Origin of the sequence: Phytohabitans rumicis (assembly GCF_011764445.1) — a bacterium.
Lineage (GTDB): Bacteria > Actinomycetota > Actinomycetes > Mycobacteriales > Micromonosporaceae > Phytohabitans > Phytohabitans rumicis.
On sequence record NZ_BLPG01000001.1, the window covers coordinates 2,580,653 to 2,604,998 of the forward strand.

Genomic DNA, 24,346 nt, shown 5'->3' on the forward strand with positions numbered 1-24,346 from the left:
GCCAGCGCGGGCCGTTGCGCGGGCCGCGCGTCGATCAAGGACTTTTGCGTCGATCAAGGGCATACGGCCGTGCTTTGATCTCCAAACCACGGCCGTTTGCCCTTGATCGACGCGGAAGTCCTTGATCGGCGCGGTGGGGGCACGGGGAGGTTGCCCACTTGGCGGCGGACGCCGGCGGGTGGGGCCCGGGGCTCGGTGCGAGGTGTTACCCGCGAGTAGGGGTCCCCTCCTGGGGACGGGCCGTGAGTGGGGCGCCCCCACTCACGGCATAGCGGGTACAGGGGCGCCCCACTCACGCCCGAGCGCCCAACAAGGGTCCCCTTTTGAGGCTCGCCAGCCCAGCGCCGCCCCACCTCGCCCACCGCGTCGATCAAGGATTTCTGCGTCGATCAAGGGCAAACGGCCGTGGATCGGAGATCAAAGCACGACCATTCGCCCTTGATCGACGCAAAAGTCCTTGATCGACGCGCACAAGGCGCGGGCGCGCGGCGCCGGGCGCGCGGGCGCGGGCGCGGGGCGAGGCGGGCGCGGGGTGGGCGTTGGGTGGAGAGTGGGCGGGGATACTTGCGCGCGTGGGGCGTGGGCGGCGGGCGGCGGGGCGGATCTCGGCACAGGTCGACTCGGGCTGTGTTGAGCTGGTTCCCGACCCTGACCGGGCGCGGTCGTACACGCTGCTGCTCGACGGGGCGCCACAGTCACACGTCGACCTCGACGACCCGAGGTACCTGGACTTTGAGTACGTGCGACGGATGGCGATCGCCATCGACCTGGCCGCGCCGGATGGGCAGCCGCTGCGGGTGCTGCACCTGGGTGGGGGCGCGCTGACCCTTCCCCGGTACGTCGCGGCGACCCGGCCCGGGTCGCTCCAGCGGGTCGTGGAGGTGGACGGGGCGCTGGTCGAGTTCGTGCGGCGGGAGTTGCCGTGGCCGCGGGATCCCCGGTTGCGGGTGCGGGTCGCCGACGCGCGGGCGGCCCTCGGGGCGTTCCAAGATGCCCATTTTGACCTGGTTGTCACCGACGTGTTCGCCGGTGCGCGTACCCCGGCTCATCTGACGTCCGTGGAGTTCGCGGGCGAGGTGGCCCGCGTGCTCGCGCCCGGCGGCGCCTATCTGGTCAACGTCGCCGACGGGCCTCCGCTGGCGTACGCCCGCGGGCAGGTCGCCACCGTGCGCGCGGCGCTGCCGCACGCCTGCATGATCGCGGACTCAGCGGTCCTGAACGGCCGGCGGTATGGCAACCTTGTGATGGTGGCCGGCCGGACCGAGCCGCCGATCGGCGATCTGGCGCGGCGGGTGGCTGGCGACTGGTTCCCCGGACGGGTCGTACACGGGAGCGAATTAGACCGGTTCGTCACGGGTATTCGGGTTGTCGATGACGCCCGCGCCCAGCCGTCCAACCCTCCCCGGCCAGTTTCGGCCGCGGTTGATCCGTGGGGCATCTATAGCCGTACCAGAGCATGGTCCGAGGATCTCGAACCTGCGATGCCCGATGGAGGACTGCATGCTGACGCCGCTGGAGAGCCTATGTACGCGGTAGCCGCCGAGTGGCGCGGAAGCCGGGCGACGGACCGGGTGTCCGCCGTGCCACCGCAGCGCTCGGCGAATCGTTGGCAGGCTATCGACGGAGGCGCGGCAGCACGCCATGATGAGGCCGTGACGCCACGCCCCGCCCCCGGGCGCCACCATGCCGGGTCTACGGCACCGAACCACGACGACGCTCTGGTTCGCGAGCTGTACGAGGAGCACGCCGGTCCGCTCCTGATGTTCGTGCTGCGCCTGACCGGCGGCGACCGCCAGCGAGCCGAAGACATCGTGCAGGAGACGCTGCTCCGCGCGTGGCGCAACGCCCACCGACTCGGCGCGCAGGGCCAGTCGTCGTTGCGCCCGTGGCTGGTCACCGTGGCCCGGCGGATCGCGATCGACGACCACCGCAGCGAGAACGCGCGGCCACCGGAGACGTACGGACGGGATCTGGAGAGCTTCTCCGAGCCGGACGAGACCGAGCGCGTGCTGCGGCTGATGACAGTGACGGACGCGCTGCGTACGCTCAGCCAGCCGCATCGGGAGATCATCCTGGAGACGTACTTTCGAGGTAAGACCGTGCCCGAGGCCGCCGAGACACTGGGGCTCCCGTTGGGTACGGCCAAGTCGCGGGTCTATTATGCGCTCCGTGCATTACGGAGCGCGCTACAGCAACGGGGTGTGACCGGATGAGCCGGGCAGCGCATTGGGACGTCGCTGCGTACGCCCTCGGCGTGCTCGACGCGAAAGAGGCGGAGCGCTTCGAGGAGCACCTCGCCGGTTGCTGGGCGTGCGCGGGCGAGCTGGAGTCGATGCTGCCCGTCGTCAACCTCCTGTCCGAGGTGGACAGTGAGAGCCTCGTCACCGCGGAGCAGTCCAGATCGGACGGTCACCTGCTCGACCGGATGATCGTCGAGGTCGGCGCACACCGGCGCCGCGCCCGCAGCCGCCAACTCCTCGCCGCCGCGGCCGCAGTCGTGGTCCTCGCGTTGGCGACCGGGCTGTCGCTCTTCGCCGGCGGTCGCCTCTTCGGCGAGAGCAGCACGCCCCGCGATGTCGTCGCGCAGAGCAACAACACCCCGTCGACGAGCGCGCCGGCCACCCCTGCCGACCCGGACACGAACGGCCCCGGCATCGGTGGCCCCGGCGGGCTGAGCGAGGACGGCGAGGAGTTCAGCGCCACCGACGTGCAGACCGGGGTGGACGCCAAGCTGGTGCTGGAGACGAAGATCTGGGGCACCCAGGTGTCGTTCCAGCTGACCAAGCTGAGCGGGCCCCGCCAGTGCCGGCTGATGGTCTTCCACGAGAACGGGAAGAGCGAGATCGTGAGCAGCTGGACGGTCCCCACGTCCGGTTACGGCACGAAGGACGAGCCGCAGCCGCTGGTGCTCCAGGGCAGCACCGCCACGCCACGCAACGAGATCGACCGCCTCCAGGTGCAGGCGGTAAGCGACGCGGGCGTTGTCGAGTCGCTGGTTACCATCCCCGTTTAAGGATTAGTTAAGAATTAGGGGTGTGGCCGCCGGAATCGGCGTCCACACCCCTTAACTTCTCTTAAGAATTCGGGGTGTACACACCCCTCGCATACCTGCACACGCACGCTGACCAGCCCTGGTTCAAGGTCTGCCTGTGAAATTGTTCTCGGTCGATCATTCATCCTTCCCGACCGTTCTCCCGTACTCACTGTCGACAAGGCCCATGTGGACGAAAGCATCAGGGAGGGCAAGTGATACCGGGAAAGCGAACCGCTATCCTCGCAGGCGCTCTGGCAGGTGTGGCACTCGCCCTGCAAGGTTGTGCTCCGGCTGGCTACGACCAGGCCGACGGCGACCAGGTTGAGGTTGCCAACCAGGCGGCTGCGGCGGCGGAGGCGACTCCCACGCCCGACGCCACCCCAGACGCCGCCGAGGACGCCGAGGAGACCGGCGACGAGGCCACCAAGGACGTCCCGATCACGACGAAGCTGACCGCGAAGACCCTGCCCCGGATGGGGAAGGTGGTCCTCGACCAGGACGGCTGGATCCTGTACCGGTTCGACAAGGACACGGTCAACCCGGCGGCGAGCAACTGCGAGGACAAGTGCGCAGCGGTCTGGCCGCCGTCATACACCGACGACGGCAAGCCCGAGCTCGAGGGCATCGACGAGGACAAGGTCGGTGTGCTCACCCGTTCGGACGGCACCAAGCAGCTCACGCTGGGCGGATGGGCCCTGTACCGCTACATCGGCGACAAGAAGCCGGGCCAGTGGAAGGGCCAGGGCGTCGGCGGCACCTGGTTCGTGGTCGCCCCCGACGGCAAGCGCAACCTGACCTGCTTGCCGACCGGTACGCCGAAGGCCGTCGCGCCGCCGGCGGACAGCGACGACAAGGAGAGCGGCAGCTCGGACTACAGCTACTAAGCACGCGCGCAATGGCGGCGGCCGGTCGTAACCCTCGTGGGTACGACCGGCCGCCGCCGTTTGGCCGTCCCCAAGAGGGCCTGTCGCCGCGCAGCACGATGCCTCCGACCCGGGGGCGAGCCAGCGCGGAAAGTACGCCGTGAATCGCGTTTGAGCAGCTATTCCGCCCGGTGCCGTGAGCCAGTATGGTCAAACTTGGGAAATGACAGGACCACGACCTTGGCCAGCGGTTGAACCGCCGACATCAGCCGAACGGCCGATGCCCCCAAGATGAATCCCGCCGCCATAAGTTCGCTTTAAATGTCACCTAAGAAATCCCTATTTCTGGCCCCGCCAGATTGACGATTCCTTGAGGTCGCAATACCGTTTCTCCCAGCTTCGACGTTGGAGGTTGAATAGATGTACAGGGGACGACTCGCGGCACCCGCATCGCGCCGGGCGGCAGCCGTCCTTGCCGGCCTGGTCATCGGCATGCTCGGCTCGCTGGCCGTACCGATGGCCGCGCAGGCCGCCCCGGACACGCCCCTCACCGCTGCCGACAAGAACCTGCTGTCGGCGGTACGGCTCGCCGGCCTCTGGGAGATGCCGGCCGGCAACATGGCCGTGGAGAAGGGCGGGCGCGTCCGGGTCCGCCAGGTTGGCGAGGAGATCGCCAAGCAGCACGCCCAGCTCGACCGGCTCGTGGTGGACGCGGCGAACAAGCTGAACTACCAGCTTCCCAACGAGCCGAACCAGGACCAGCAGAAGTGGCTGGCCGAAATGGAAGAGGCCAAGGCTGGCACCGACTTCGACCAGGTCTTCGTCGACCGGCTGCGGGCCGCGCACGGCAAGATCTTCCCGGTCATCGCCGGCGTCCGCACCGGTACGCGCAACGACGTGGTCCGCAAGCTCGCGCAGGACACCAACGGCTTCGTCATGAACCACCTGACCCTGCTGGAAAGCACCGGCCTGGTGAAGTACTCGGAGCTGCCGCTGCCCCCCGAGCCCGCCAACGCGCAAGCGGCGAGCGGGATCCTCAACAGCGCGCAGGCCCGGTCCCAGATCGGCGGGGTCGACCCGGCGGTGATCTGGGTAGTGCTCCTGGTGGCCCTGGTGGCCGGCGGGGCGACGACGTTCCGACTGTTCCGCCCTCGGTAGTGAGCAGAGCGGAACAACCCAAAGTAAATAAGAAGACTTTCTAGAGCGGATCGCACACCCGCCCACCGGCCAGTCGACATCGTGTCGGAGAGCCCACGATGTAGACGCAGGTCGCGCACCAGCCAGCGGGCGGTGGCGCCAAGTTCCCCCAAACGAGGCGCCCCACGGGAAGGGCCTGGAGACCCCAGCGCGAAGGGAGAGGTCAGGGTACGACCGCCGGGCCTCGCGAAACGCTCCGGAAAGGGCAGCACCGGGACACCCCGTCCGTGTCCCGGTGCTCGCCGTCTCAGCCACCCTACCCCGCATGGCACAGTGTGCAGGTGCGCCGGGTACTGGATCCGCCGGATGACTACCACCTCGCCGGCTCGGTGGGGCTGCTGCCGATGGGCCGGCACGATCCATGCGCACGGTTCGTCGAGGGCGTTTTCTGGTACGCCAGCCGCACTCCGGACGGTCCCGGCACCCTCGCGTTGAGCCGGGACGGCGCCGCGTTGACCGCCACCGCCTACGGTCCCGGCGCGAGCTGGCTGATCGACCGGGCCGGCGCGATCGCCGGGCTGGACGACGACGTCACCGGCTTCCCCGCACTCGCCGCCGCTCACCCCGTCGTCGCCCAGCTGGCCCGCGCCCACCGCGGCGTACGGCTGCCGGCGACCGGTCAGGTGTTCCCGCGCCTGCTGCGGGCGATCTTCGAGCAGAAGGTGACCGGCAAGGAGGCGTACCGGGCGTACGCGGCCACGGCCCGGCACTTCGGCGAGCCGGCGCCGGGTCCGGTCGAGCGGTTGCTGCTGCCGCCGCCCGCCGAGGCGGTCGCGGCCACGCCGTACTGGGTCTTCCATCCGTTCGGCGTCGAGCAGCGCCGCGCGGACACGCTGCGCCGCGCGGCCGCGGTCGCCGCCCGCCTGGAGGCGTGTGCCGACAGCCAGGAGGCCACCAGGCGCCTCACGGCCATCGCGGGAATCGGGCCCTGGACCGCCGCCGAGGTCGTCAGGACCGTGTACGGCGACGCCGACGCGGTAAGTGTCGGCGACTATCACATTCCCAACACGGTGGCGTGGGCGCTTGCCGGAGAAGCGCGTGGAGACGACGCGCGGATGTTGACTTTGCTTGAGCCGTTTAGCGGTCATCGGGGCCGAGTGTGCGTACTCTTGGAAGCGGCCGGAATTGCGGCGCCGCGTTTTGGCCCGCGCATGCCGATCCGTTCTTTCGCCCGGTTCTGACCACTCTCCGTCAGCGATCGAGGGCGGACGGCATCGGCCCTGCTCAGGGCGCTGACCAGGGATTTCAAAAAAGTTCCAAGATCGTTGAACCGCCGGGATCAACCGATCGGACGATGCTGGCGCGATGAAGCGCCTAGCATAAATCTCAATTAAAGAACCGGCCGGAACCTTAATTCCTTCTTCGTCGCTTGACACTAATCGACGGCCGCTTTTAGGTTTGGTCTGCGGATAGACGTGGTGCGTACTCGTCGCGTTTGGAGCCTCGGACGTTAATCGGCACCCGCCTCCGGCACGTACTACAGCGAGGCAATCCCTCAACGGACGACGCCTGCCCACCGCGCCGCCCTTGACGAGAAGGAGAAGGACCCCACATGTACAGGTCGGCACAACGGCGCAGATCGACCACCAGCGGGCGAAACAAGCGCATCATTGCCGTGCTTGCGACGCTCGTGGTGTTCGGCGGCATCATCACCGTGACGCAGGTCTCTTCCGCGGAGAGCCGGCGGGAACGCAACCGCGGGCGTGCCCCGGCCGCCGCGTGCCGCCCGGCGCCCAACGGCACCGCGCCGCAAGGGCAGCAGAACGTCACGACGAGCCGCCAGAACGGCCGCACCGTCCGCAACTACTGGGGTGACGGCCAGGCGTGCACCGGCACCGGCAACCCGACGCCGGGTGCGACGACCACGTCGGGCACCAACAACGGCGGGAACAACAACGGCGGCAACAACGGTGGGGGCAACAACCAGCCCGCGACGACCGCGCCGACGACCGCACCGCCGCCCCTGGACTTCGGCCCGGACGAGTGCTCCGAAGGCAACGGCCTGCAAATCCACGACGGCTTCCAAAACGGCAACCGCTGCGTCGACACCGAAATGGGCGAAGTCGGCAACGCCGACACCAACCCCTCCCTACTGATCACCAGCGCACCCCGCAACGTCGGCGTCAACGAACCATTCGTCATCCGGGTCAGCACCCGCAACCTGGTCCGCGACCGGTTCCTGCCCGCCGGACAAGGCGGCTACTACGTCGACATGTCCATCCTCAACGCCCAGGGCCTGGTCCGCGGCCACTTCCACACCAGCTGCCGACTGCTCAACAACACCAACAACGCCCCCGACCCCGCACCCGCACCCGCGTTCTTCGTCGCCACCGAAGACGGCGGCGGCAACGCCCAACCCGACACCATCGAAATCCGGGTACCCGGCCTCGCCCAACGCGGCACCTTCCAATGCGCCTCCTGGGCCGGCGACGCCTCACACCGCATCCCCATGATGCAACGAGCCAACCAACAACCCGCCTTCGACGCGGTCCGCGTCCAGGTCCGATAGCGGCAGACACGCGTACGGGGCACGGACCACCTGGTCCGTGCCCCCTGCGCAGCTAGGAGGCTCTTCATGCTTCGCAACCGGCGTACCGCTGTCGTGGCGGTGGGGGCCGCCATCTTCGGCGCCTTGGCGTTCGCGTCGCCCGCGGCGGCGGACGTGACCGCGACCCCGTCTGAGGCCATCCGCGGCGACGGCACCAAGGTGACGTTCCGGCTTACCGAGGACCGGCCCGGGGCGTACACGACGAAGGTCCAACTCTTGGCGCCCGAGACGAACGTGGTCGCCGAGATCTACCCGATGTCGCAGAACGACTGGGCCCCCGCCACCACCATGCGGAAGGCGAACCAGGCGGTGGACGGGCTCCACGGCATGCCGGTCTCCGAGGTGACGGCGACGATCACGTGGACCCGGGTGTCCGGCGCGCCCAAGGCCGGGCAGGCGCCGGAGCTGACCGTCTCCATGGGACCGATGCCCACCCAGGGCGACGAGGTCGTGTTCACGCTCGTGCAGACGTATTCGGACGGCACGGTGGTCCGCTGGGCCGACCCGGCCGGCGGCGCCCACCCGGCCGTCGTCGTACGCCTGACCGGGGCGCCCGTGGCCGGCGGAGGCAACCACCACGGCGGCGGCACCGAGCAGCAGGCCATCCAGCCCGCGGCGACGGCGTCCGACGATGGCGGCGGCGCGTACGGCATCCTCGCGGCCGGGCTGCTCGCCGGCCTGGGACTGGGCGTGGCGGGCGGCTGGCTCATCCTGCGCAGCCGCCGCGGCGGCACCGACGCGCTCACCGCGCCGCTAGAACCCGAGCGCGAGAAGGCCACCGCCGACGCCTGAGTAGGGCGCCCTAGCTGACTGAGTACACAGGCGGATCCCCGGGTTGCCGGCATTCCCTACCGTCGATGCATGCCTGGGTTCACCCAGCGAGTCGCCGAGGCGACGCCGGACACCCGCGACCGCGCCGTCGACGGACTGCGCGCCCTCGCGATCCTCGGCGTCGTCGGCGGCCACTGGCTGGTCACCGCGCTCACCGCCCGCCCCGACGGCAGCCTGCGCATCGACAGCCCGCTGCGCTATCTCGGCGGGCTCGCGCCCGCGAGCTGGCTCCTGCAGACGCTCGGGCTCTTCTTTCTCGTCGGTGGGTTCGCCGCTGCCAGGTCCGCGTCCACGCACTCGAGTCTCTGGGTACGCCGGCGGCTGGTGCGCCTGGGTGCGCCGGTGCTCGCCGCCACCACCGCGCTCACCGCCGCACTCGCGGTGGCGGCGCTCGCCGGGGTGCCGGGCGGGACGCTGCGCACCTGGACCGTCCTGTTTGTCCAGCCACTGTGGTTCATCGCCGTTTACGCTGCGGTGACCGCCCTTACGCCGTACACGATGCGGCTGGACCAGCGACTGGGCGCGCTCGCCGCGCTGCCTTTCGCCGCGGCGGTGGCCGTCGTCGACCTGTTCCGGTACGGGCCGTGGGCGGACGCTGTGCCGGCGAGCCTGGGTTACCTGACCGTGCTGCCGGCGTGGCTTTTCACCTACCAGCTCGGGGTGGCGTGGGCGCGCGGCCGGCTCGGCCGGCGGGCCGCGTGGGGGCTGCTGGGCGGCGGCGCCGCACTCTTCGCCGCGCTGCTGGGCTGGCTGGACTACCCGGCGAGCATGGTGGGCGTGCCGGGCGCGGACCGGTCCAACTCGAGCCCGCCGTCGCTGCTGGTGCCGGCGCTGGCCGCGGTCCAGGCCGGCGCCGCACTGCTGCTGCGCGAGCGGTTCGACGCGCTGCTGCGCCGGCGGGCCCGGCTGTGGGCGGCGGTCGCGGCCGTCAACCTGAACGCGATGCGGGTGTTCTGCTGGCACCTGACCGCGGTGGTGGTGCTCTGCCTCGCGGTGCGTGCGCACGGCCTGACCGACCGGCCGGCTGCCCATTCCTGGGTGCTGGCCCGCGCCGCCTGGCTGCCGGTGCTGGCGGCCGTGCTGGCCGGGCTGGTGGCGCTGGCCCGGCGGATCGAGGCGCTCACGGACGCCCACCGGATGCTCGCGGGCGCGGTGGCGATGGCGTTCGCGGCGTACGCCCTGACGGTCTACTGAGCGGGCGCGGGTAGCCTGGCCGGGTGGCTCGCACCCAACGCCGGGTTCTGACCGGCATCGTCGTCGGGGCGCTCATCGCCGCCGGCTGCACCCTTCCGGTGTACGCGCCGAACACCGACGGCGACGACAACGCCGCGCCCGGCACGCCGGCGCCCGCGGCCAGCGGCGAGACGGTGCGGTGGCGGCCCTGCTCGGACATCCCGGAAGACCTGGTGGGGCGCACCGCGGACGGCATGACGTACGAGTGCACGACCATCGCCGTGCCCGAGGACTGGGCCAGCCCGGGCAACGGCGAGACGTTCCAGATCGCGTTGCTGCGGGCCCGGTCCGACCAGCAGAAGGACCGGATCGGATCGCTCGTGGTCAACCCGGGCGGGCCCGGCGGCTCCGGCATCGACACGGCGGTCTACCTGTCGTTCGGGCGCGGTTCGGCGGCCTGCCCGCCGAGATCACCGACCGGTTCGACATCGTCGGCTTCGACCCGCGCGGCGTGGCCCGGTCGTCCCCGGTGGAGTGCATCTCGGACGCCGACCTCGACGCCACGTTCGGCGCCGACCCGGATCCGGACACGCAGGCGGAGTTCGACGCGTACGCCGGGCTCAACCAGCGGATCGGCCAGAGCTGCGGCACGAAGTACGGCGCCGACCTGCGCCTGTTCGCGACGGAGCAGGCGGCCCGCGACATGGACGCGGTACGCGCCGCGGTGGGCGACGAGAAGCTGACCTACCTGGGGTACTCGTACGGGACGCTGCTCGGCGCCACGTACGCCCAGCTTTTCCCGAACAAGATCCGCGCGTTCGTGCTCGACGGCGCGGTCGACCCGGGCCAGGACTTCGTCGCCGGGTCGGAGGGCCAGGCGAAGGGGTTCGAGCGGGCGTTCGGCAACTTCGCCACTTGGTGCACGCAGAACGCCGGCCGCTGCCCGATCGCGCCGGACGCGAAGGGCGCGGTCACCGCCGCCATCGACAAGGCACGCGTCTCGCCGGTGCGCTCGGGTTCGCGCGAGGCCACCGCGGGCTGGGTGTTCTACGCGGTGATCTCCTCGCTCTACACCGAGCAGGGCTGGGAGCAGCTGGCCAAGGCGATCGACGACCTGCAGGCCGGCGACGCGAGCGGCGTGTTCGAGCTGGCCGACTCGTACGCCGAGCGGGACGCCGACGGGCAGTACTCCAACCTCTTCGACGCCAACGCGGCGGTGAACTGTGCCGACAACGCCAAGAAGCCGTCGGTGGCGCAGATCAGGTCGCTGCAGTCCCAGTGGCGGGCCAAGTACCCGCTCTTCGGGGCGCCGCTGGCGGTCGGGATGCTCACCTGCGCGTACTGGCCGGCCGAGCGCGACCCGTACCCGACGGGAGAGGCCAAGGGCGCGCCGCCGATCCTGGTGGTCGGCACGACCGGCGACCCGGCCACGCCGTACGAGCAGACGGCCAAGCTCGCCGACATGCTGGGCGTCGGCGTCGTGCTGACCTGGGAGGGCGAGGGCCACACCGCGTACCCGCAGACCTCCTGCGTCACCGAGACGGTCGACAACTACTTCATCTCGCTGGAGGTGCCCCGGCCGGTCGGCGCTGCCCACCCCGTTGAGCTGCTCGACCATCGCCCGGATGGCGCGCAGGTTCTGCTTGATCTCCTCCTGCTCCTCGTGCCGGAACGCGTCCGCGTCGACGATCAGCCGGCTCGCGAAGTGGGCGGTGATCAGCGGGATCACCAGCAGCACCATCGTGGAGATCAACAGGCCGGCCAGGACGCGCCCTTGCCACGTCGTCGGGTACGTGTCGCCGTACCCGACCGTGGACGCCGTCACGACCGCCCACCACACGGAGTCGCCGACGCTCTTCTTCTCGGCGAGGCTGTAGAGCGAACCGCTGATGACGATCATCCCGAGGTACGCGAGTATCAGCGTGCGCGGCGAGTTGGCCAGCCACACGATGCCGCGATAGACCTGGTGCAGCGGCCAGAACAGCAGCTTCATGCCGCATGATGATGCCCGGTGCCGGCGGGCCCCTGCCATAGGCTGGCCGGGTGAGCGACACCGTCTTCCGCCCGGCCACCCACGCCGACGTACCCGGGATCGTGGCCCTGCTGGCCGACGACGCCCTCGGCGCCACCCGCGAGAGCCCCGACCAGGCCGCCTACCTGCGGGCCTTCGAGGCCATCGACGCGGACCCGCGCAACGCGCTGGTCGTCGCCGACCGGGACGGCGAGCTGGTCGGCACGATGCAGCTGACCTTCATCCCGGGCCTCAGCCACAACGGCGCCGAGCGCCTTCAGATCGAAGCCGTCCGGGTACGCTCCGACCTCCGCGGCCAGGGATTGGGCCGCGAGATGATCACCTGGGCCCTGGAGCAGGGGCGCGGCAGAGGCTGCCGCACCGCCCAGCTGACCACCCACAAGTCCCGGGTGGACGCCCACCGCTTCTACGCCGGCCTGGGCTTCGCGGCGTCCCACGAGGGCATGAAGCTGGTGCTCTAGGCGCGGGCCGGGCCCACGATCCGGCGCTGGCGGTACGCGCGGGTCTTGTTGCGGTTGCCGCACGAGGCGCCGCACCAGGTCTTCGAGGAGTTCTTGGACCAGTCGTAGAACGCGTACTGGCAGGTGTCCTCGCGACATATCTTGAGCCGGGTCCACGCGCCCTCGCGCTCAGCGAGCACCACCTCGGCGACCACGCTCGCCAGCGCGCCGCGTACGCCTGCGCCCACCGCGGCCAGTTCCACGCCGTCCGCGGTGAAGCGGGCCCGCAACGGCAGGCCGGCGGCGAGCCGGTCGAGCTCGGCCCGCACCGCGCCGTCGTGGTCGGTGAGCTCGGCCCGCAGCGCCGTACGCAGGGCGAGCGCCAGGTCGGCGTCGCCCGGCTCGACGGGACCGCGCGCGGCCAGCCACTGAGCCAGCTCGTCCGTGCCCTCTTCGACGTCGAGGGTGTTGACGAACGCACCCACCAACGCGAGCTGACCCGGAATCTCCGACACCAGTAAACCTCCTTGACCCGTAACACCGATCGTACTACCGTCAAAGCAACACCAGCAAAGCGCGTTCACTAGTGTCGGAGGGACGGCTCTCATGCATCCGCTCATCGCCTCGATGTGGCTCAAGGCGTACGAAGAGGATCTCCGCGACGAGGCCCGCGACGCGCGCCGCGCGGCGGCCCTGACCAGCGATGACTCCCTGCGGGCACGGACCGGACGCGGCCTGATCCGCCTCGGCCAGCGCGTCGGCGGCGAGGCCGTGCGCCGCCCCCAGGCTGTTTAAGCCTTGCGGTCGCGGTCCTTGGACGGCTGCACCCGCTTCGGCTCGCCGGGCATCTTGGGGTGGTCCGGGGGGTACGGCATGTCGCCCAGCCCGTCCCGATCGTCCCGCGCCGACCACTCCAGCAGCGGCGTGATGTCGAACGGCTCGTCGTCGATCGACGCGTGCGGGTCACCCACCTTGGCGAAGCGCTCCGGCACCGTACGCAGGTCGAAGTCGTCCGGCTCCACCTCGGCCAGCTCGTCCCAGGTCACCGGCGTCGAGACGGTCGCGCGGCGGTTGGCCCGCAGCGAGTACGCGCAGGCGATCGTGCGGTCCCGGGCCATCTGGTTGAAGTCGATGAACACCCGCTCCCCGCGCTCCTCCTTCCACCACGAGCTGGTGACCAGGTCGGGACGGCGCCGCTCCACCTCGCGGGCGAGTGCGATCACCGCCCGCCGTACGCCGACGAAGTCCCACTCGGGGCGGATCCGCACGTAGACGTGCACCCCCCGGCCGCCGGACGTCTTGGGGTAGGCGGTCGCGCCCACCCCTTCGAGCACCTCGCGCACCACCCCGGCCGCCTCGACGGCGTGGCCGAAGTCGGTGCCCGGCTGCGGGTCGACGTCGATGCGCAGCTCGTCCGGATGGTCCACGTCGGCCTTGCGCACCGGCCACGCGTGGAAGACCACCGTGCCGAGCTGGGCCGCCCACGCCACGTGCGCGAGGTCCGCCGGGCACAGCTCGTCGGCCGGCCGCCCGCTCGGAAACCGGATCTGCGCCGTCTGCACCCACGGCGGCACGCCCCGCGTCGGGACGCGCTTCTGGAAGAACATCTCCCCGTCGATGCCGTCCGGGAAGCGCTGCAACGTCGTCGGGCGGTCGTGCAGCGCGCGCACGATGCCGTCGCCGACCGAGAGGTAATACTCGAACACGTCCCGCTTGGTGAAGCCCCGTTCCGGGAAGTAGACCTTGTCGGGGCTGCTCAGCCGTACCGCATGGCCGGCGACCTCGACCTCGACGGCGCTCGCCTTTGGGCTCATGCCCGCCACCCTAACTGTGGATGCTCCAATCACGGTGCGTCTCCCACAGGTGGACCAGCATGAAGAGGCGCCGCTCGAAGAACGGGTCCCGCCCCAGCCAGTCACCGTCGTAGGGCGCGCGCAGCCGCAGGGTCTCCCCCGAGTCCAGGTAGACCACGACGACCGTACGCCGGCGCCGGCGCTCGGCGCGGATGTCCACCACGCGCTTCCACGACGCGACGCCGCCGGGTGGGGTGTGGCGGATGCCGTACTCGTCGACCTCCGTGCCGCCACGGCGGCCCACGACCGCCACGACCAGGGCGGCCAGCAGCGACGGCACCAGCACCGCCGCCGGGTGCGGCTCGCCCGGCAGCACCAGCCCGACGAGGTACGCGGCGACGGCGCACGCCACCCCCGCGTACACCCCACGCCCGACCGCCTGCCGCCACGTCGGCCGGAAACTGATCACCATGACTCGTCAACGAGACCGTTCGTGGTTGGTAATCACGGGTCACTCCGGCGCGGTCGTACCGTTGAGGGCATGGCTGCTGACGAGATGACCGTGCCCACGACCGAAGACGAGTGGCGGGTCCGGCTGTCGCCCGACGAGTACCGGGTGCTGCGCGAGGCGGGCACCGAGGCACCCTGGACCGGCGAGTACGTCGACTCGAAGACCAAGGGCGTCTACCGCTGCCGGGCGTGCGGCGCGGAACTGTTCTCCAGCGACACGAAGTTCGACTCGCACTGCGGCTGGCCGTCGTTCTTTACGCCGCTGGCGGAGGACCGGGTGCGCTACATCGTGGACAGCACGCTCGGCATGGTCCGTACGGAGGTGCGCTGCGCCCGCTGCGACTCGCACCTGGGCCACGTCTTCGAAGGCGAGGGCTACCCGACCCGACCGACCAGCGCTACTGCATCAACTCCATCAGCCTTACCCTGGAGCCCGCCACCGAGTAGCGTCAGCGTGGTCGGTAGACATCCGTGCGCCGCTGAACGTAGGCCACCTCGACGATGACCCTGTCATCGTGGATGGCGTAGATGACGCGGTACTCGCCACGGCGAGCGGAGTGAAGTCCGGTCAGGTCACCGATCAGCGGCTTACCCACTCGGTGGGGTTCTCCGCCAACGGTCCGGCGCAAAACTCTAAGACGGCCCAGGCGACCCGTTCAGGAAGCTTCGCGATGTCGCGGCGGGCGGCCCCGGTGAACTCGACCCGGTAGGTCATGCCGCTGGTCCGTCGCCTCCGCTGCGCGCCTCCAGGTCCCGGCGGATTTCATCGACGCTGAACCGCTCGGGATCGGACAGCGACTCGCGGATCGCCTGCGCCGCGCCGCGGTCGGACAGGATCTCCAGGGTTTCCTCAAGCGATGCAAGATCCTCATAGGACATGAGTACGGCAGACGGACGACCGTTCTTTGTGATGACGACACGCTCATGAGTCGTCTCGACCGAGTTGACGATCGGCGAGAGGCGTTCACGTACATCGGCAAGCGGCAGGGTCGTCGTCATGTACAGAATTATGCCCCTGAGTTGCCAGGCCGACAACATGGTACCAAAGTGGTACCATAGCCGTCGTGGCCGTCAACCTCCGCCCCAGCCCCGAGCAGACCGAAGCGCTGCGCTCGATCGCGGCCGCCGAGGGACGCTCCATGCACGCCGTCATCCTGGCGGCCATCGACGAGTACGTCGCGCGCCACACCAAGCGCGCCATGCTCGACCGCGTCCTCGACACCCAGTTGCCCCGCTTCGAGGACGCCCTGCGCCGGCTGGGCGAATGATCTACCTCGACCTCGAGGACCTGCTGTACGTGGCCGAGCGGGTCTTGGGCGGCCCCGCGAAGGTACGCGACATGGGCCTGCTCAACTCCGCACTGGCTCGCCCGCAGACGGTCGCGTTCGGCGTCGTGGCCTATCCGACCCTGGCCGAGCAGGCGGCCGCCCTGATGCACTCGATCTGCCAGAACCATGCCCTGATCGACGGCAACAAGCGGCTCGCGCTCGCCGGAGTCATCGCCTTCGTCGGCCTCAACGGGTACGAGCTGCGGATGACCAACGACGAGGCGTACGAGTTGACGATGAGCGTGGCGGCCGGCGGCCGGGACGTACCCGAAATCGCCGCCGCCCTCCAGCACGCAGGCATCCCCTAGTCCCGCGCCGATCAAGGACTTCCACGCCGATCAAGGGCAATTGGTCGTGGTTTGGAGATCAAAGCACGACCATTTGCCCTTGATCGACGTGGAAAGGCGGGAGGTACGTGACGTACGTCTAGCGTGAGCGCTCTGCCGGCTTCAGGGGTGGGTGTCCAGTCGCTACGATCGCCAACCAAGGGTGTACGGGGAGGACGACATGGCGCGCACACTGACCGTTTCTTCGCAGCGGGCGGGGGCCTATCCGAGCATCCGGGACGCGCTCGAGGTCGCCTCGGACGGCACGGTCATCTCCATCGAGCCCGGCGTGTACGCGGAGTCGATCCGCCTGTCCGGCCGCCGCGTCAGCCTGGTCGCGGCGAAGGAGCCCGGCTCGGTGACGATCGACGCGAGCGACGCGGGCGGGTCCGCGGTCGCGTCGTCGGGTGGCGAGGTCACGCTGCAGGGGCTGGTGCTCAAGTCCGGCGACTACCCGGCGGTCAGCGCGTACGGCGGCCGGATCACGATCGAGAAGTGCGAGGCGACCGCCGGGTTCGCGGCGGGGGTGTCGGTGACCGACGGCGCGCACCTGTCCGCGGCCGACTCGAAGGTCACCGCGGGGCAGTACGGCTTCGTCATCGAAGACGCGGGCGGCCTGATCGACAAGTGCGAGGTCCGCGGCGTCACGGACGACGGCATCATCGTACGGCTGGGCGCGAACCCGACCATCCGGAACTCGACGATCGCCGGGTGCGGGTACCGGGGCGTCTACGTCTACCAGGCGGGCCGGCCGACGATCGAGCGGTGCGACATCTCCAGCACCGGCGACGCGGGGATCTCGGTCGCGCACCAGAGCACGCCGACCATCACCGACAGCTGGGTGCACGACACGCAGGGCGTCGGCATCGCGTTCGGCCGCGGCTGCGGCGGGCTGGTCGAGGGTACGCGGGTGGAGGACACCGCCGCGCCCGGCATCGACGTGGAGGAGGGTGCCACGCCCACCATCCACGCGGCCGACAGCGGCGCACACCAGCCCAAGGTCGGAGTCAGCGCGATCGAGGGCGCGACCCAGCAGGACGCCCAGAAGGTCGAGAAGCTGCTCGCCGAGCTCGACTCGATGATCGGCCTGGCCGGCGTCAAGGGCGAGGTGCGCGCGCTCATCGACGAGATCCAGGTCAACGAGTGGCGGCGCAGCGCGGGCCTGGCGGTCGGCGCGGCCAGCAACCACCTGGTCTTCACGGGCGCACCGGGCACCGGCAAGACCACCATCGCCCGCCTGTACGGCCAGCTGCTCAAGGCGCTGGGCGTGCTCCCGGGCGGTGACTTCAAGGAGGTCTCGCGGCGCGACCTGGTCGGCCAGTACATCGGGCACACGGCGGAGAAGACCACCTCGGTGTTCGAGAGCGCGCTCGGTGGTGTCCTGTTCATCGACGAGGCGTACACGCTGTCCCGGTCCGCGGGCGCCAGCGCCGACTTCGGCCAGGAGGCCATCGACACGCTGGTCAAGCTGATGGAAGACCACCGCGACCAGGTGGCGGTCATCGTGGCCGGCTACACCGACGACATGGCCAACTTCCTGGACGCGAACGCCGGTCTGGCGTCCCGGTTCGCCAAGACGCTCGAGTTCGAGAACTACTCCCCCGACGAGCTGGTCCTCATCGTCAAGCGGATCGCGCGCAACGACGACTACCTGCTGGGGCTGGGCCTGGACGAGGCGCTGCTGGAGTGGTTCGGGACGATCGAGCGGGACCAGAACTTCGGCAACGCCCGCGAGGCGCGCAAGCTCCTGGAGGGCATGCGCAAGGTGCAGTCCGGACGGCTGCGCGGCCTGGGCCGGATGCCCAGCCGGGACGACCTGCGTACGCTCGTCCTGGACGACCTGCTCGGAGCCACCCGCTGACATTCGTACCTATGATGGTGAAGCGTCCGGCGAAGGCGCGGGCACCGAGCGAGGCAGGGGGTAGCTGACGGCATGACGGTGTCGCCGCAGACCACGTCGCCACACCAGGTTCGCGCCGTCGCGCGGGTCAGCAGCGACTCGGAGCAGGCGGGGCCGGCGATCCTGCTCCCCGCCGCCGGCCAGGCCATCTCGGCCCGCTGCACATCACGCAGCTCCTGCTGGCCGAGGTGGTCGTCGTCGGCGTGCTCGCCAGCCTCGCCAGCGAGATCGTGGCGGTCATCGCCGGGGTGGCGCTCGCCGGCGTACTCCTGCTGCTGGTCACGCTCGGCCGCCGCAACGGGCGGTGGTGGTTGGAGCGGCGGCTGATGACCCGGCGCTACCGGCGCCGCCGGCAGACCGCCACCGCGACGCCGTACGGCGATGACGCGCGGCTGGGCGCGCTGCGCCGGCTGGCGCCCGGGCTGACCGTGGAGAACGTCTCCGTGGCGGACGGCGCGCACGTGGGCGTGGCCCGCGACGACGCCGGCTGGTACGCGGTAGCCGCGGTCACGCCGAGCGCGCCGATGCGCGACGACCCGGGCCTGATCCCGCTGGACGCCTTGGCGGGGGCGCTCGCCGAGGCCGACCAGCCGGGCGCCGTCCTGCAGGTGGTGACGCAGACCGTGCCGGCGCCCAGCATCGACATGCACCCGTCGTCGGCGGCCGGCCAGTCGTACCGGCAGCTGCTGGCGCGGTTCGGCACGGTGCCGGTGCCCGCCGACCGGACCATCTGGATCGCGGTGCGACTGGACGCCCGTACCCTCGCCGAGGCCGTCGCGGACCGCGACGCCGACCTGGACACGGCGCCCGCGGTGGTGGCGGCGCTGGTCCGCCGGGTCGCCAAGTCGCTGCGCCGGGTCGGGGTCACCCACCGGTTGCTCGACGCCGACGAGCTGCTCGACGTGCTGCTGCGCTCCACCGATCTGGAGCCCACGACGGAGAGCGCCGAGCCGGTACAGCCGCGGGAGAGCTGGTCGGAGTGGCACTCGTCGCGGCTGGCGCACCGGTCGTACTGGATCCGCGACTGGCCGCCGGTGGAGCAGGCCGCGGCGCTGCTGGACTGGCTGTCCACGGCGCCGGCGGCGATGACCAGCCTGGCGTTGATCATGGCGCCGGACGAGGACACCCGGATGATCGACCTGCGTGGCCTGATCCGCGTCGCGGCTCCGGCCGAGGAGCTGAACCAGGTCTGCCAGGCCATCAAGCGCGGCGCCCAGCAGGCGCGGGCCGGTCTCTTCCCGCTCGACGGCGAGCAGGGACCGGCGGTCTACGCCTCCGCACCGACGGGCGGTGGCGCACGATGACGCACCCCAGAAACGGCGACGAGCAGTCACCCGCCGTCGGCAAGGCGCACGTCAGCGTCCCGCCGCCGCCACTACCCGGGCAGTACGCCGCCCAGCAGGCGCCACCACCGCCACGGACGCTGCCCGCGCCGCCGACGCCGCAGCTGCCGCCCGGCGGCATGGTGATCGGCCGGGACCCGACGCTGTCCTCCCCGCCGTGCAGGCCGTGCCGTCGCAGGCCGCCCCGGCGGCGGGCACGGCCACCCAGCAGGCGGCGCAGGCCGCGGCCGCCGGCACCTCCACCGCCGCGCGGCGCACCGCCGCGCGCGCGCTGCCCGACATCGGCCAGCAGGAGCCACCCGGCACCGTGTACGACAGCCGCCGCCCGCCGAACGGCGGTGGCGGTGGCCGCGAAGGGCTGTCCGGCAAGCTCGCCCGGCTGCGCGTCGGCTCGCACACGATCTCCCGCTCGGCCCTGGCGCTGCTGCGGCTCTCCTCGCCCGGCACCGGCCTGATCCTCGGCGCCGACCGGCAGCAAAAGCCGGTCTCCGTGCGCTTCTTCCGGTCCGAGCCGACCCGCATCGGCCTGGTCGGCGGGGCGTGGGCGGGCCAGCTCGTGGCGTTCCGGGCGCTCGCGCTCGGCGCCCGGGTGGCGGTGATCACGGCGGATCCCCGTACCTGGCACGGCTTCGGGGAGCGGGCCACCGGGCGGGGCGACCGGGTGGCCGTGTTTCCGGTCGAGCAGCCGCTGGCCCTGGCCGCCACCGCGCAGCAGCCGGTCCTCGTCATCTACGACCTCGGGCTGGCCGGGCCGAACGCGCCGCAGTCGCTCGGGCCGTGGCAGACCCAGCTCACCGTGCTGCGCCAGCTCGACCAGACCGGCGTACCGTCCATCCAGGACTGTGACCTGGTGATGCTGCAGCGACTCGGCAGCGCGGAGTCCGCCCTCGCCGGCGCGGCGCTGCGCCTGCCCGCCCCGAGCACCCAGTTTCTCCAGGTGATGGCCGACGACATGATCGCCCTGGTGGGCGACGGCGCCGACCGCTACATCTGGCTGTCGCAGACCGACGTCGAGCGCCAGTACGCCGGCGCCCCCGCCGGTAAACCGGTCAGGTCGCGGGGGGCGTCCAGGCCAGCTGGACCAGGCGGGCGCCGTGCCGCCGGGTGAAGAGCCAGGCCCGTCCCGGGGGCAGGAGCTGGGGCTTCATGTTGCCGAAGAGGGCGCCTTCCTCCCGCGGGCCGGACATCATGATGCCCGGCGAGGCCAGCTCGCGGATGCGGCCGATCACCGGGTCGAACATGGCCCGGCCGGCGCCACCGATCCGGCGGGTGATCACGAGGTGCAGCCCGATGTCGCGGGCCTGAGGCAGGAACTCCAGCAACGGCGCGAGCGGGTTGTTGGTCGAGCTGGCCACCAGGTCGTAGTCGTCGACCAGGACGTACAGCTCGGGGCCCTTCCACCAGCTGCGGTTGCGCAACTGGTCCGGCGTGACCTCCGGCCCGGGCAGCCGCTCCTTCATGACCGTGGCCACCTGCTTGATCAGGTCGGTGGTGGTCTGCTGCGACGTCCCGTACCCGATCAGGTGTGCGGTGTCGACGCAGCCGAGCAGGCTGCGCCGGTAGTCGATCAGCATGAGCCGGGCCTGGCTGGGGTCGTAGCCGGTGGTGACCATCTTGGCCAGGCTGCGCAGGAACGAGCTCTTGCCGGACTCGATGTCGCCGAAGAGCACGACGTGCGGCTCCGCGTCGAAGTCGAGGTGCACCGCCTGCAGGTCGGCCTCGGCGATGCCGATCGGGATGCGGCCGCTGACCGGCATGGGCAGCGCGGCGTACGGCAGCTCGGCGGGCAGCAGGCGGACGGCCGGCGCGGGCGCCGCCGTCCAGTACGTCTGGGCGAGCTTGACGAACTCGGCGACCGCGTCGGCCAGGTCGTCGACCCGCTGCTCCCCGTCGAGGCGCGGCAGGCCGGCCAGGAAGTGGAAGCCGTCCGGGGTGAGGCCACGGCCGGGCGTCTGCTCGGGCACGTTGACCGCGGCCCGCCGGTTGATGACCGAATCGCTCGGCTCGCCCAGCCGCAGCTCCAGCTTGGTGCCGAACATGTCCCGCACCGCCGGCCGTACGTCCATCCAGCGGTTGGTGGCGGCGAGCAGGTGGATGCCGTAGCCCAGGCCCCGGTTGGCCAGCTCGTTGATCTTCGGTTCGAGGTCTTCGAACTCGGCGCGCAGCGTCGCCCAGCCGTCCACCACCAGGAACACGTCGCCGAACGCGTCCTCGGTGAACCGGCCCTGCTTCTTGGCCCGCCGGTACGCCGAGATGCCCTCGACGCCGTGCGCGGCGAAGAGCGCCTCACGCGCCTGCATCAGCCCGTGCATCTCGGCGATCGTGCGGCGCACCTTGTCGACGTCGCGCCTGTTCGCCACGCCGCCCATGTGCGGCAGGCCGGACAGCGCGGTGAGCCCGCCGCCGCCGAAGTCGAGACCGTAGAACTGCACCTCGCGCGGCGTGTGCCGCAGGACGAGGCTGCCGACGAGCGTACGCAGGAAGTTGGTCTTACCGGTCTGCGGTCCGCCGACGATCATCACGTTGCCGGCCGCGCCCGACAGGTCCAGCCACATCGGCTCGCGCAGCTGCTCGAACGGCTTGTCGATGATGCCGGCCAGGCCGTGCAGCGCCCGCTCCGGCGGCAGCGTCTGGGTGGTCAGGCCGCGCTCCGGCGACTGCACGATCGGCGCCAGCATCTGCCCCAGCGTGACCGGCTCGTCCAGCGGCGGCAGCCACACCTGGTGCGCCGGCGGGCCCTGGCCCTCCATCCGCTCCACGAGTACGTCGAGGAGCGTCTCGCCGACCGCGCTCTCCTCCGGCTCGATCGGGGCGTTCGGCTCGGGCTTGTCGTCGCGCTGCGGTGCCACGTAGTACGTCGTGTACTCGCGCACCGGGTCGATCACCCGGCCGCCGGAGGTGGGCCGGGAGCCGTCGCCCCGGACCACGCCGGAGACGTACGCGGCGCGGAAGCGGATCAGGCCCTCGGTGCCGGTACGCAGGTAGCCGTGACCGGGCGCGCGGGGCAGCTCGTACGCGTCCGGCACACCCAGCACCGCACGGCTGTCCATGGAGGAGAACGTCCGCAGGCCCACCCGGTACGACAGGTGCGTCTCCAGGCCGCGCAGCCGGCCCTCTTCGAGGCGCTGCGAGGCGAGCAGCAGGTGGATGCCCAGCGACCGGCCCAACCGTCCGATCTGGACGAACATGTCGATGAAGTCCGGCCGGGCGGTCAGCAGCTCGCTGAACTCGTCGACGATGACCAGCAGGCTCGGCAGCGGCGCGAGCGGTACGCCGGCGGCGCGGGCCCGCTCGTAGTCCCGCTGGGACGCGTAGTTGCCGGCCTTGCGGAGCAGCTCCTGGCGGCGTACCAGCTCGCCCTGGATGGCGCCGAGCATGCGGTCCACAAGGGACAGCTCCTCGGAGAGGTTGGTGATGACCGCGCTGGTGTGCGGCAACCGGTCGAGCGCGGTGAACGTCGCGCCGCCCTTGAAGTCGACCAGCACGAAGTTGAGGATCTCCGAGCTGTGCGTGACCGCGAGCGCCAGCACGAGCGTACGCAGCAGCTCGCTCTTGCCGGACCCGGTGGCACCGACAAGCAGGCCGTGCGGGCCCATGCCGTCCTGCGCGGACTCCTTGAGGTCGAGCTCGATCGGCCGCCCGTCCGGGCCGACGCCGATCGGCACCCGCAGCCGGTCCCGGTTGGGCCGGCTGGCCCACGTCATCGCCAGGTCGAAGTCGCGCGGCGAGCCCAGGTCGAGCAGCTCGGAAAGGCCCAGGTCGATGGTCGCGCCGGACGGCTGATCCGCGTACGACGTGGCGGACAGCCGCAGCGGCGCCATCTCCCGGGCGAGCACCTCGGCCTGGTGAGCGCCCAAGGCGTCCGCCCGGCCCACCTGCGTGGTGCCGTCCATCGTCGTACCCGAAATGGTGCCGTCCTCGGCGATGTCCAGCACGACCGACGTGTCGTCCAGCAGCCGCGGCGGCGGGTTGGACAGGTCGAGGATCGTGACGCCCTGCACGCCGCCGTCGGTCATCAGGTGGTCCGAGCCGGCCGTGGAACCGCCGTCGATGACGACCACCACGTGCGGCCCGGGGAACGAGCTGGCCGCTGTCGGGTCGAAGCGCGGCCGGTTGGCCAGCACGTCGTCCAGCATGGCCTCCAGCGCGGTGACCGACGGCGCGAAGAGCCGGATCGGGCCAACCGCGTCGAGCTTGGCCGGGTGCTGCGCGTGCGGCAGCCACTTGGCCCACTCCCAGTGCGGCCGGTGCACCTCCTGCGCGCACAGGCCGACGAGCAGGTCGTCCGGCGCGTGGAACGTCGCCACCTGGGCCAGCGTGGCCCGCACCAGGTCGCGGACCGCGCCCTCCGGGCCGCGCAGGTAGACGTGCGAGAAATCACGCAGCGCGATCGCGACCGGGAGGTCCGGCACGACGGAGTACGTCGCGACGAACTTGCGCAGTGCCATGGCGCACAGCGGTTCGAGCTCGTCGACCGGGCGGGTCTGCGGCGGTACGAGCGGGGTGGCGACCTCCTGCGCGCCCAGCCCGATGCGTACCACGGTGAAGTCGGCGTCGCTGCGCCGCCGCTCCCACAGCCGGCCGCCGCTCGCCGACGACCACAGCGCGTCCGGGTCGGGGTGCCGGTAGTGGATGGCCTCGCGCTGCTGCCGGATGGTGGCGCGGATCTGGGCACGGAGCTGAGCGAGGCGGCGCATGTACTGCCGGCGGGACTCGATCATTTCCTTTTTGCCCGGACCCGACTGATTCATCATCATCATCCCCATCATCCCGAGGATGGAGATGCCGAACATGCCGCCCGCCACGTACGTCAGCGGGCCGCCACCGCCGCGCTGGCCGGCCATCATCAGGCCCATGGCCGCACCGCCGGCCGCCATGGGCAGGATCATGAGCATCCTGGTCCACGCCTTGCCGGACGCCTGCGGCACCTCGGGTGGCGGGTCGAGGACGACCTCGCCGGTCGGGAGCGGCGGCGCGGCACGGCGCGGCGGCCGCTTGACAATCACCGATGTCACCGCACGTCCTCCC

At 71.1% G+C, this 24,346-nt stretch carries 21 protein-coding genes and 4 pseudogenes; 18 read left to right on the top strand and 7 right to left on the bottom strand.

Going from position 1 to position 24,346, the window contains the following annotated elements; translation table 11 throughout:
• Positions 1-572 precede the first annotated feature (572 nt).
• The 10 genes and pseudogenes from Prum_RS11065 to Prum_RS11110 all read left to right on the top strand — a co-directional run.
• Positions 573-1,454, top strand: a pseudogene (locus Prum_RS11065) (spermidine synthase); the annotation flags it as partial.
• 69 nt (positions 1,455-1,523) lie between these two features.
• The gene (locus Prum_RS11070; protein WP_173083633.1) at positions 1,524-2,213 is read left to right on the top strand and encodes a sigma-70 family RNA polymerase sigma factor; all 690 of its coding nucleotides are present in this window, start codon (positions 1,524-1,526) and stop codon (positions 2,211-2,213) included.
• Entirely contained in the window at positions 2,210-3,013 is an 804-nt protein-coding gene (locus Prum_RS11075) for an anti-sigma factor family protein (RefSeq protein ID WP_173076184.1), read from the top strand. Before Prum_RS11070 ends, Prum_RS11075 begins: the two co-directional genes overlap by 4 nt.
• A 281-nt stretch (positions 3,014-3,294) precedes the next feature.
• Complete coding sequence (locus Prum_RS11080; RefSeq protein ID WP_246277807.1) at positions 3,295-3,918, top strand: hypothetical protein; 624 nt, start codon at positions 3,295-3,297, stop codon at positions 3,916-3,918.
• Positions 3,919-4,317: 399 nt separating this feature from the next.
• Positions 4,318-5,055 (top strand): DUF4142 domain-containing protein, encoded by a 738-nt coding sequence (locus Prum_RS11085; RefSeq protein ID WP_173076188.1) that lies wholly within the window; start codon positions 4,318-4,320, stop codon positions 5,053-5,055.
• A gap of 314 nt (positions 5,056-5,369) precedes the next feature.
• On the top strand, positions 5,370-6,275 hold the full coding sequence (locus Prum_RS11090; RefSeq protein WP_173076190.1) for a DNA-3-methyladenine glycosylase family protein: 906 nt from the start codon (positions 5,370-5,372) through the stop codon (positions 6,273-6,275).
• A 434-nt stretch (positions 6,276-6,709) separates the two neighbouring features.
• On the top strand, positions 6,710-7,603 hold the full coding sequence (locus Prum_RS11095; RefSeq protein ID WP_308785349.1) for a Pecanex-like protein 1: 894 nt from the start codon (positions 6,710-6,712) through the stop codon (positions 7,601-7,603).
• A 66-nt stretch (positions 7,604-7,669) separates the two neighbouring features.
• Entirely contained in the window at positions 7,670-8,434 is a 765-nt protein-coding gene (locus Prum_RS11100; protein ID WP_173076194.1) for a DUF1775 domain-containing protein, read from the top strand.
• A gap of 69 nt (positions 8,435-8,503) precedes the next feature.
• On the top strand, positions 8,504-9,667 hold the full coding sequence (locus tag Prum_RS11105) for an acyltransferase family protein (protein ID WP_173076196.1): 1,164 nt from the start codon (positions 8,504-8,506) through the stop codon (positions 9,665-9,667).
• Positions 9,668-9,690: 23 nt separating this feature from the next.
• Positions 9,691-11,251 (top strand): annotated as a pseudogene (locus tag Prum_RS11110) (alpha/beta hydrolase).
• A gap of 166 nt (positions 11,252-11,417) precedes the next feature.
• Here Prum_RS11110 and Prum_RS54465 read toward each other — a convergent pair.
• Positions 11,418-11,678, bottom strand: a pseudogene (locus tag Prum_RS54465) (potassium channel family protein); the annotation flags it as partial.
• Positions 11,679-11,689: 11 nt separating this feature from the next.
• Here Prum_RS54465 and Prum_RS11115 point away from each other — a divergent pair.
• Positions 11,690-12,139 (top strand): GNAT family N-acetyltransferase, encoded by a 450-nt coding sequence (locus Prum_RS11115; protein ID WP_173076198.1) that lies wholly within the window; start codon positions 11,690-11,692, stop codon positions 12,137-12,139.
• On the opposite strand, the gene Prum_RS11120 is transcribed toward Prum_RS11115, so the two are convergent.
• Positions 12,136-12,633: a CGNR zinc finger domain-containing protein gene (locus tag Prum_RS11120; protein ID WP_246277809.1), complete on the bottom strand. Its 498-nt coding sequence runs from the start codon at positions 12,631-12,633 to the stop codon at positions 12,136-12,138. The genes Prum_RS11115 and Prum_RS11120 overlap by 4 nt on opposite strands.
• Before the next feature lie 91 nt (positions 12,634-12,724).
• On the opposite strand from Prum_RS11120, the gene Prum_RS11125 reads away from it, so the two are divergent.
• On the top strand, positions 12,725-12,913 hold the full coding sequence (locus Prum_RS11125) for a hypothetical protein (protein WP_173076202.1): 189 nt from the start codon (positions 12,725-12,727) through the stop codon (positions 12,911-12,913).
• Here the strand turns inward: Prum_RS11125 and ligD are convergent.
• Both ligD and Prum_RS11135 read right to left on the bottom strand, forming a co-directional pair.
• Positions 12,910-13,932, bottom strand: coding sequence for a non-homologous end-joining DNA ligase (gene ligD / locus Prum_RS11130; RefSeq protein ID WP_173076204.1), 1,023 nt, complete (start codon positions 13,930-13,932; stop codon positions 12,910-12,912). The two genes, Prum_RS11125 and ligD, sit on opposite strands and share 4 nt — an antisense overlap.
• 10 nt (positions 13,933-13,942) lie before the next feature.
• Entirely contained in the window at positions 13,943-14,383 is a 441-nt protein-coding gene (locus tag Prum_RS11135; protein ID WP_173076206.1) for a hypothetical protein, read from the bottom strand.
• 69 nt (positions 14,384-14,452) lie between these two features.
• Here Prum_RS11135 and msrB point away from each other — a divergent pair.
• A pseudogene (msrB, locus tag Prum_RS11140) lies at positions 14,453-14,868 on the top strand (peptide-methionine (R)-S-oxide reductase MsrB).
• A 133-nt stretch (positions 14,869-15,001) separates the two neighbouring features.
• Here the strand turns inward: msrB and Prum_RS53710 are convergent.
• Positions 15,002-15,136 carry a type II toxin-antitoxin system RelE family toxin gene (locus Prum_RS53710; protein ID WP_281368888.1) on the bottom strand — a complete coding sequence of 45 codons (135 nt, stop codon included), beginning with the start codon at positions 15,134-15,136 and terminating at the stop codon, positions 15,002-15,004.
• Positions 15,133-15,420, bottom strand: coding sequence for a type II toxin-antitoxin system Phd/YefM family antitoxin (locus tag Prum_RS11145; RefSeq protein WP_173076208.1), 288 nt, complete (start codon positions 15,418-15,420; stop codon positions 15,133-15,135). The genes Prum_RS53710 and Prum_RS11145 overlap by 4 nt, the downstream gene beginning before the upstream one ends.
• A gap of 65 nt (positions 15,421-15,485) precedes the next feature.
• Here Prum_RS11145 and Prum_RS11150 point away from each other — a divergent pair, with 65 nt between their 5' ends.
• From Prum_RS11150 to Prum_RS11170, 5 genes are all read left to right on the top strand, one after another.
• Positions 15,486-15,689 carry a ribbon-helix-helix protein, CopG family gene (locus Prum_RS11150; RefSeq protein WP_173076210.1) on the top strand — a complete coding sequence of 68 codons (204 nt, stop codon included), beginning with the start codon at positions 15,486-15,488 and terminating at the stop codon, positions 15,687-15,689.
• A complete protein-coding gene (locus Prum_RS11155) occupies positions 15,686-16,057 on the top strand; it encodes a type II toxin-antitoxin system death-on-curing family toxin (RefSeq protein WP_173076212.1) in 372 nt (123 codons plus the stop codon). Before Prum_RS11150 ends, Prum_RS11155 begins: the two co-directional genes overlap by 4 nt.
• A 199-nt stretch (positions 16,058-16,256) precedes the next feature.
• Positions 16,257-17,936, top strand: a complete 1,680-nt coding sequence (locus Prum_RS11160; protein ID WP_173076214.1) for a right-handed parallel beta-helix repeat-containing protein — start codon at positions 16,257-16,259, stop codon at positions 17,934-17,936.
• A gap of 218 nt (positions 17,937-18,154) precedes the next feature.
• Entirely contained in the window at positions 18,155-19,279 is a 1,125-nt protein-coding gene (eccE, locus tag Prum_RS11165) for a type VII secretion protein EccE (RefSeq protein ID WP_281369119.1), read from the top strand.
• Positions 19,280-19,475: 196 nt separating this feature from the next.
• Positions 19,476-20,426 carry a hypothetical protein gene (locus tag Prum_RS11170; RefSeq protein WP_173076218.1) on the top strand — a complete coding sequence of 317 codons (951 nt, stop codon included), beginning with the start codon at positions 19,476-19,478 and terminating at the stop codon, positions 20,424-20,426.
• On the opposite strand, the gene eccCa is transcribed toward Prum_RS11170, so the two are convergent.
• Entirely contained in the window at positions 20,368-24,333 is a 3,966-nt protein-coding gene (gene eccCa / locus Prum_RS11175) for a type VII secretion protein EccCa (protein WP_173076220.1), read from the bottom strand. The genes Prum_RS11170 and eccCa overlap by 59 nt on opposite strands.
• Between the last annotated feature and the right edge of the window lie 13 nt (positions 24,334-24,346).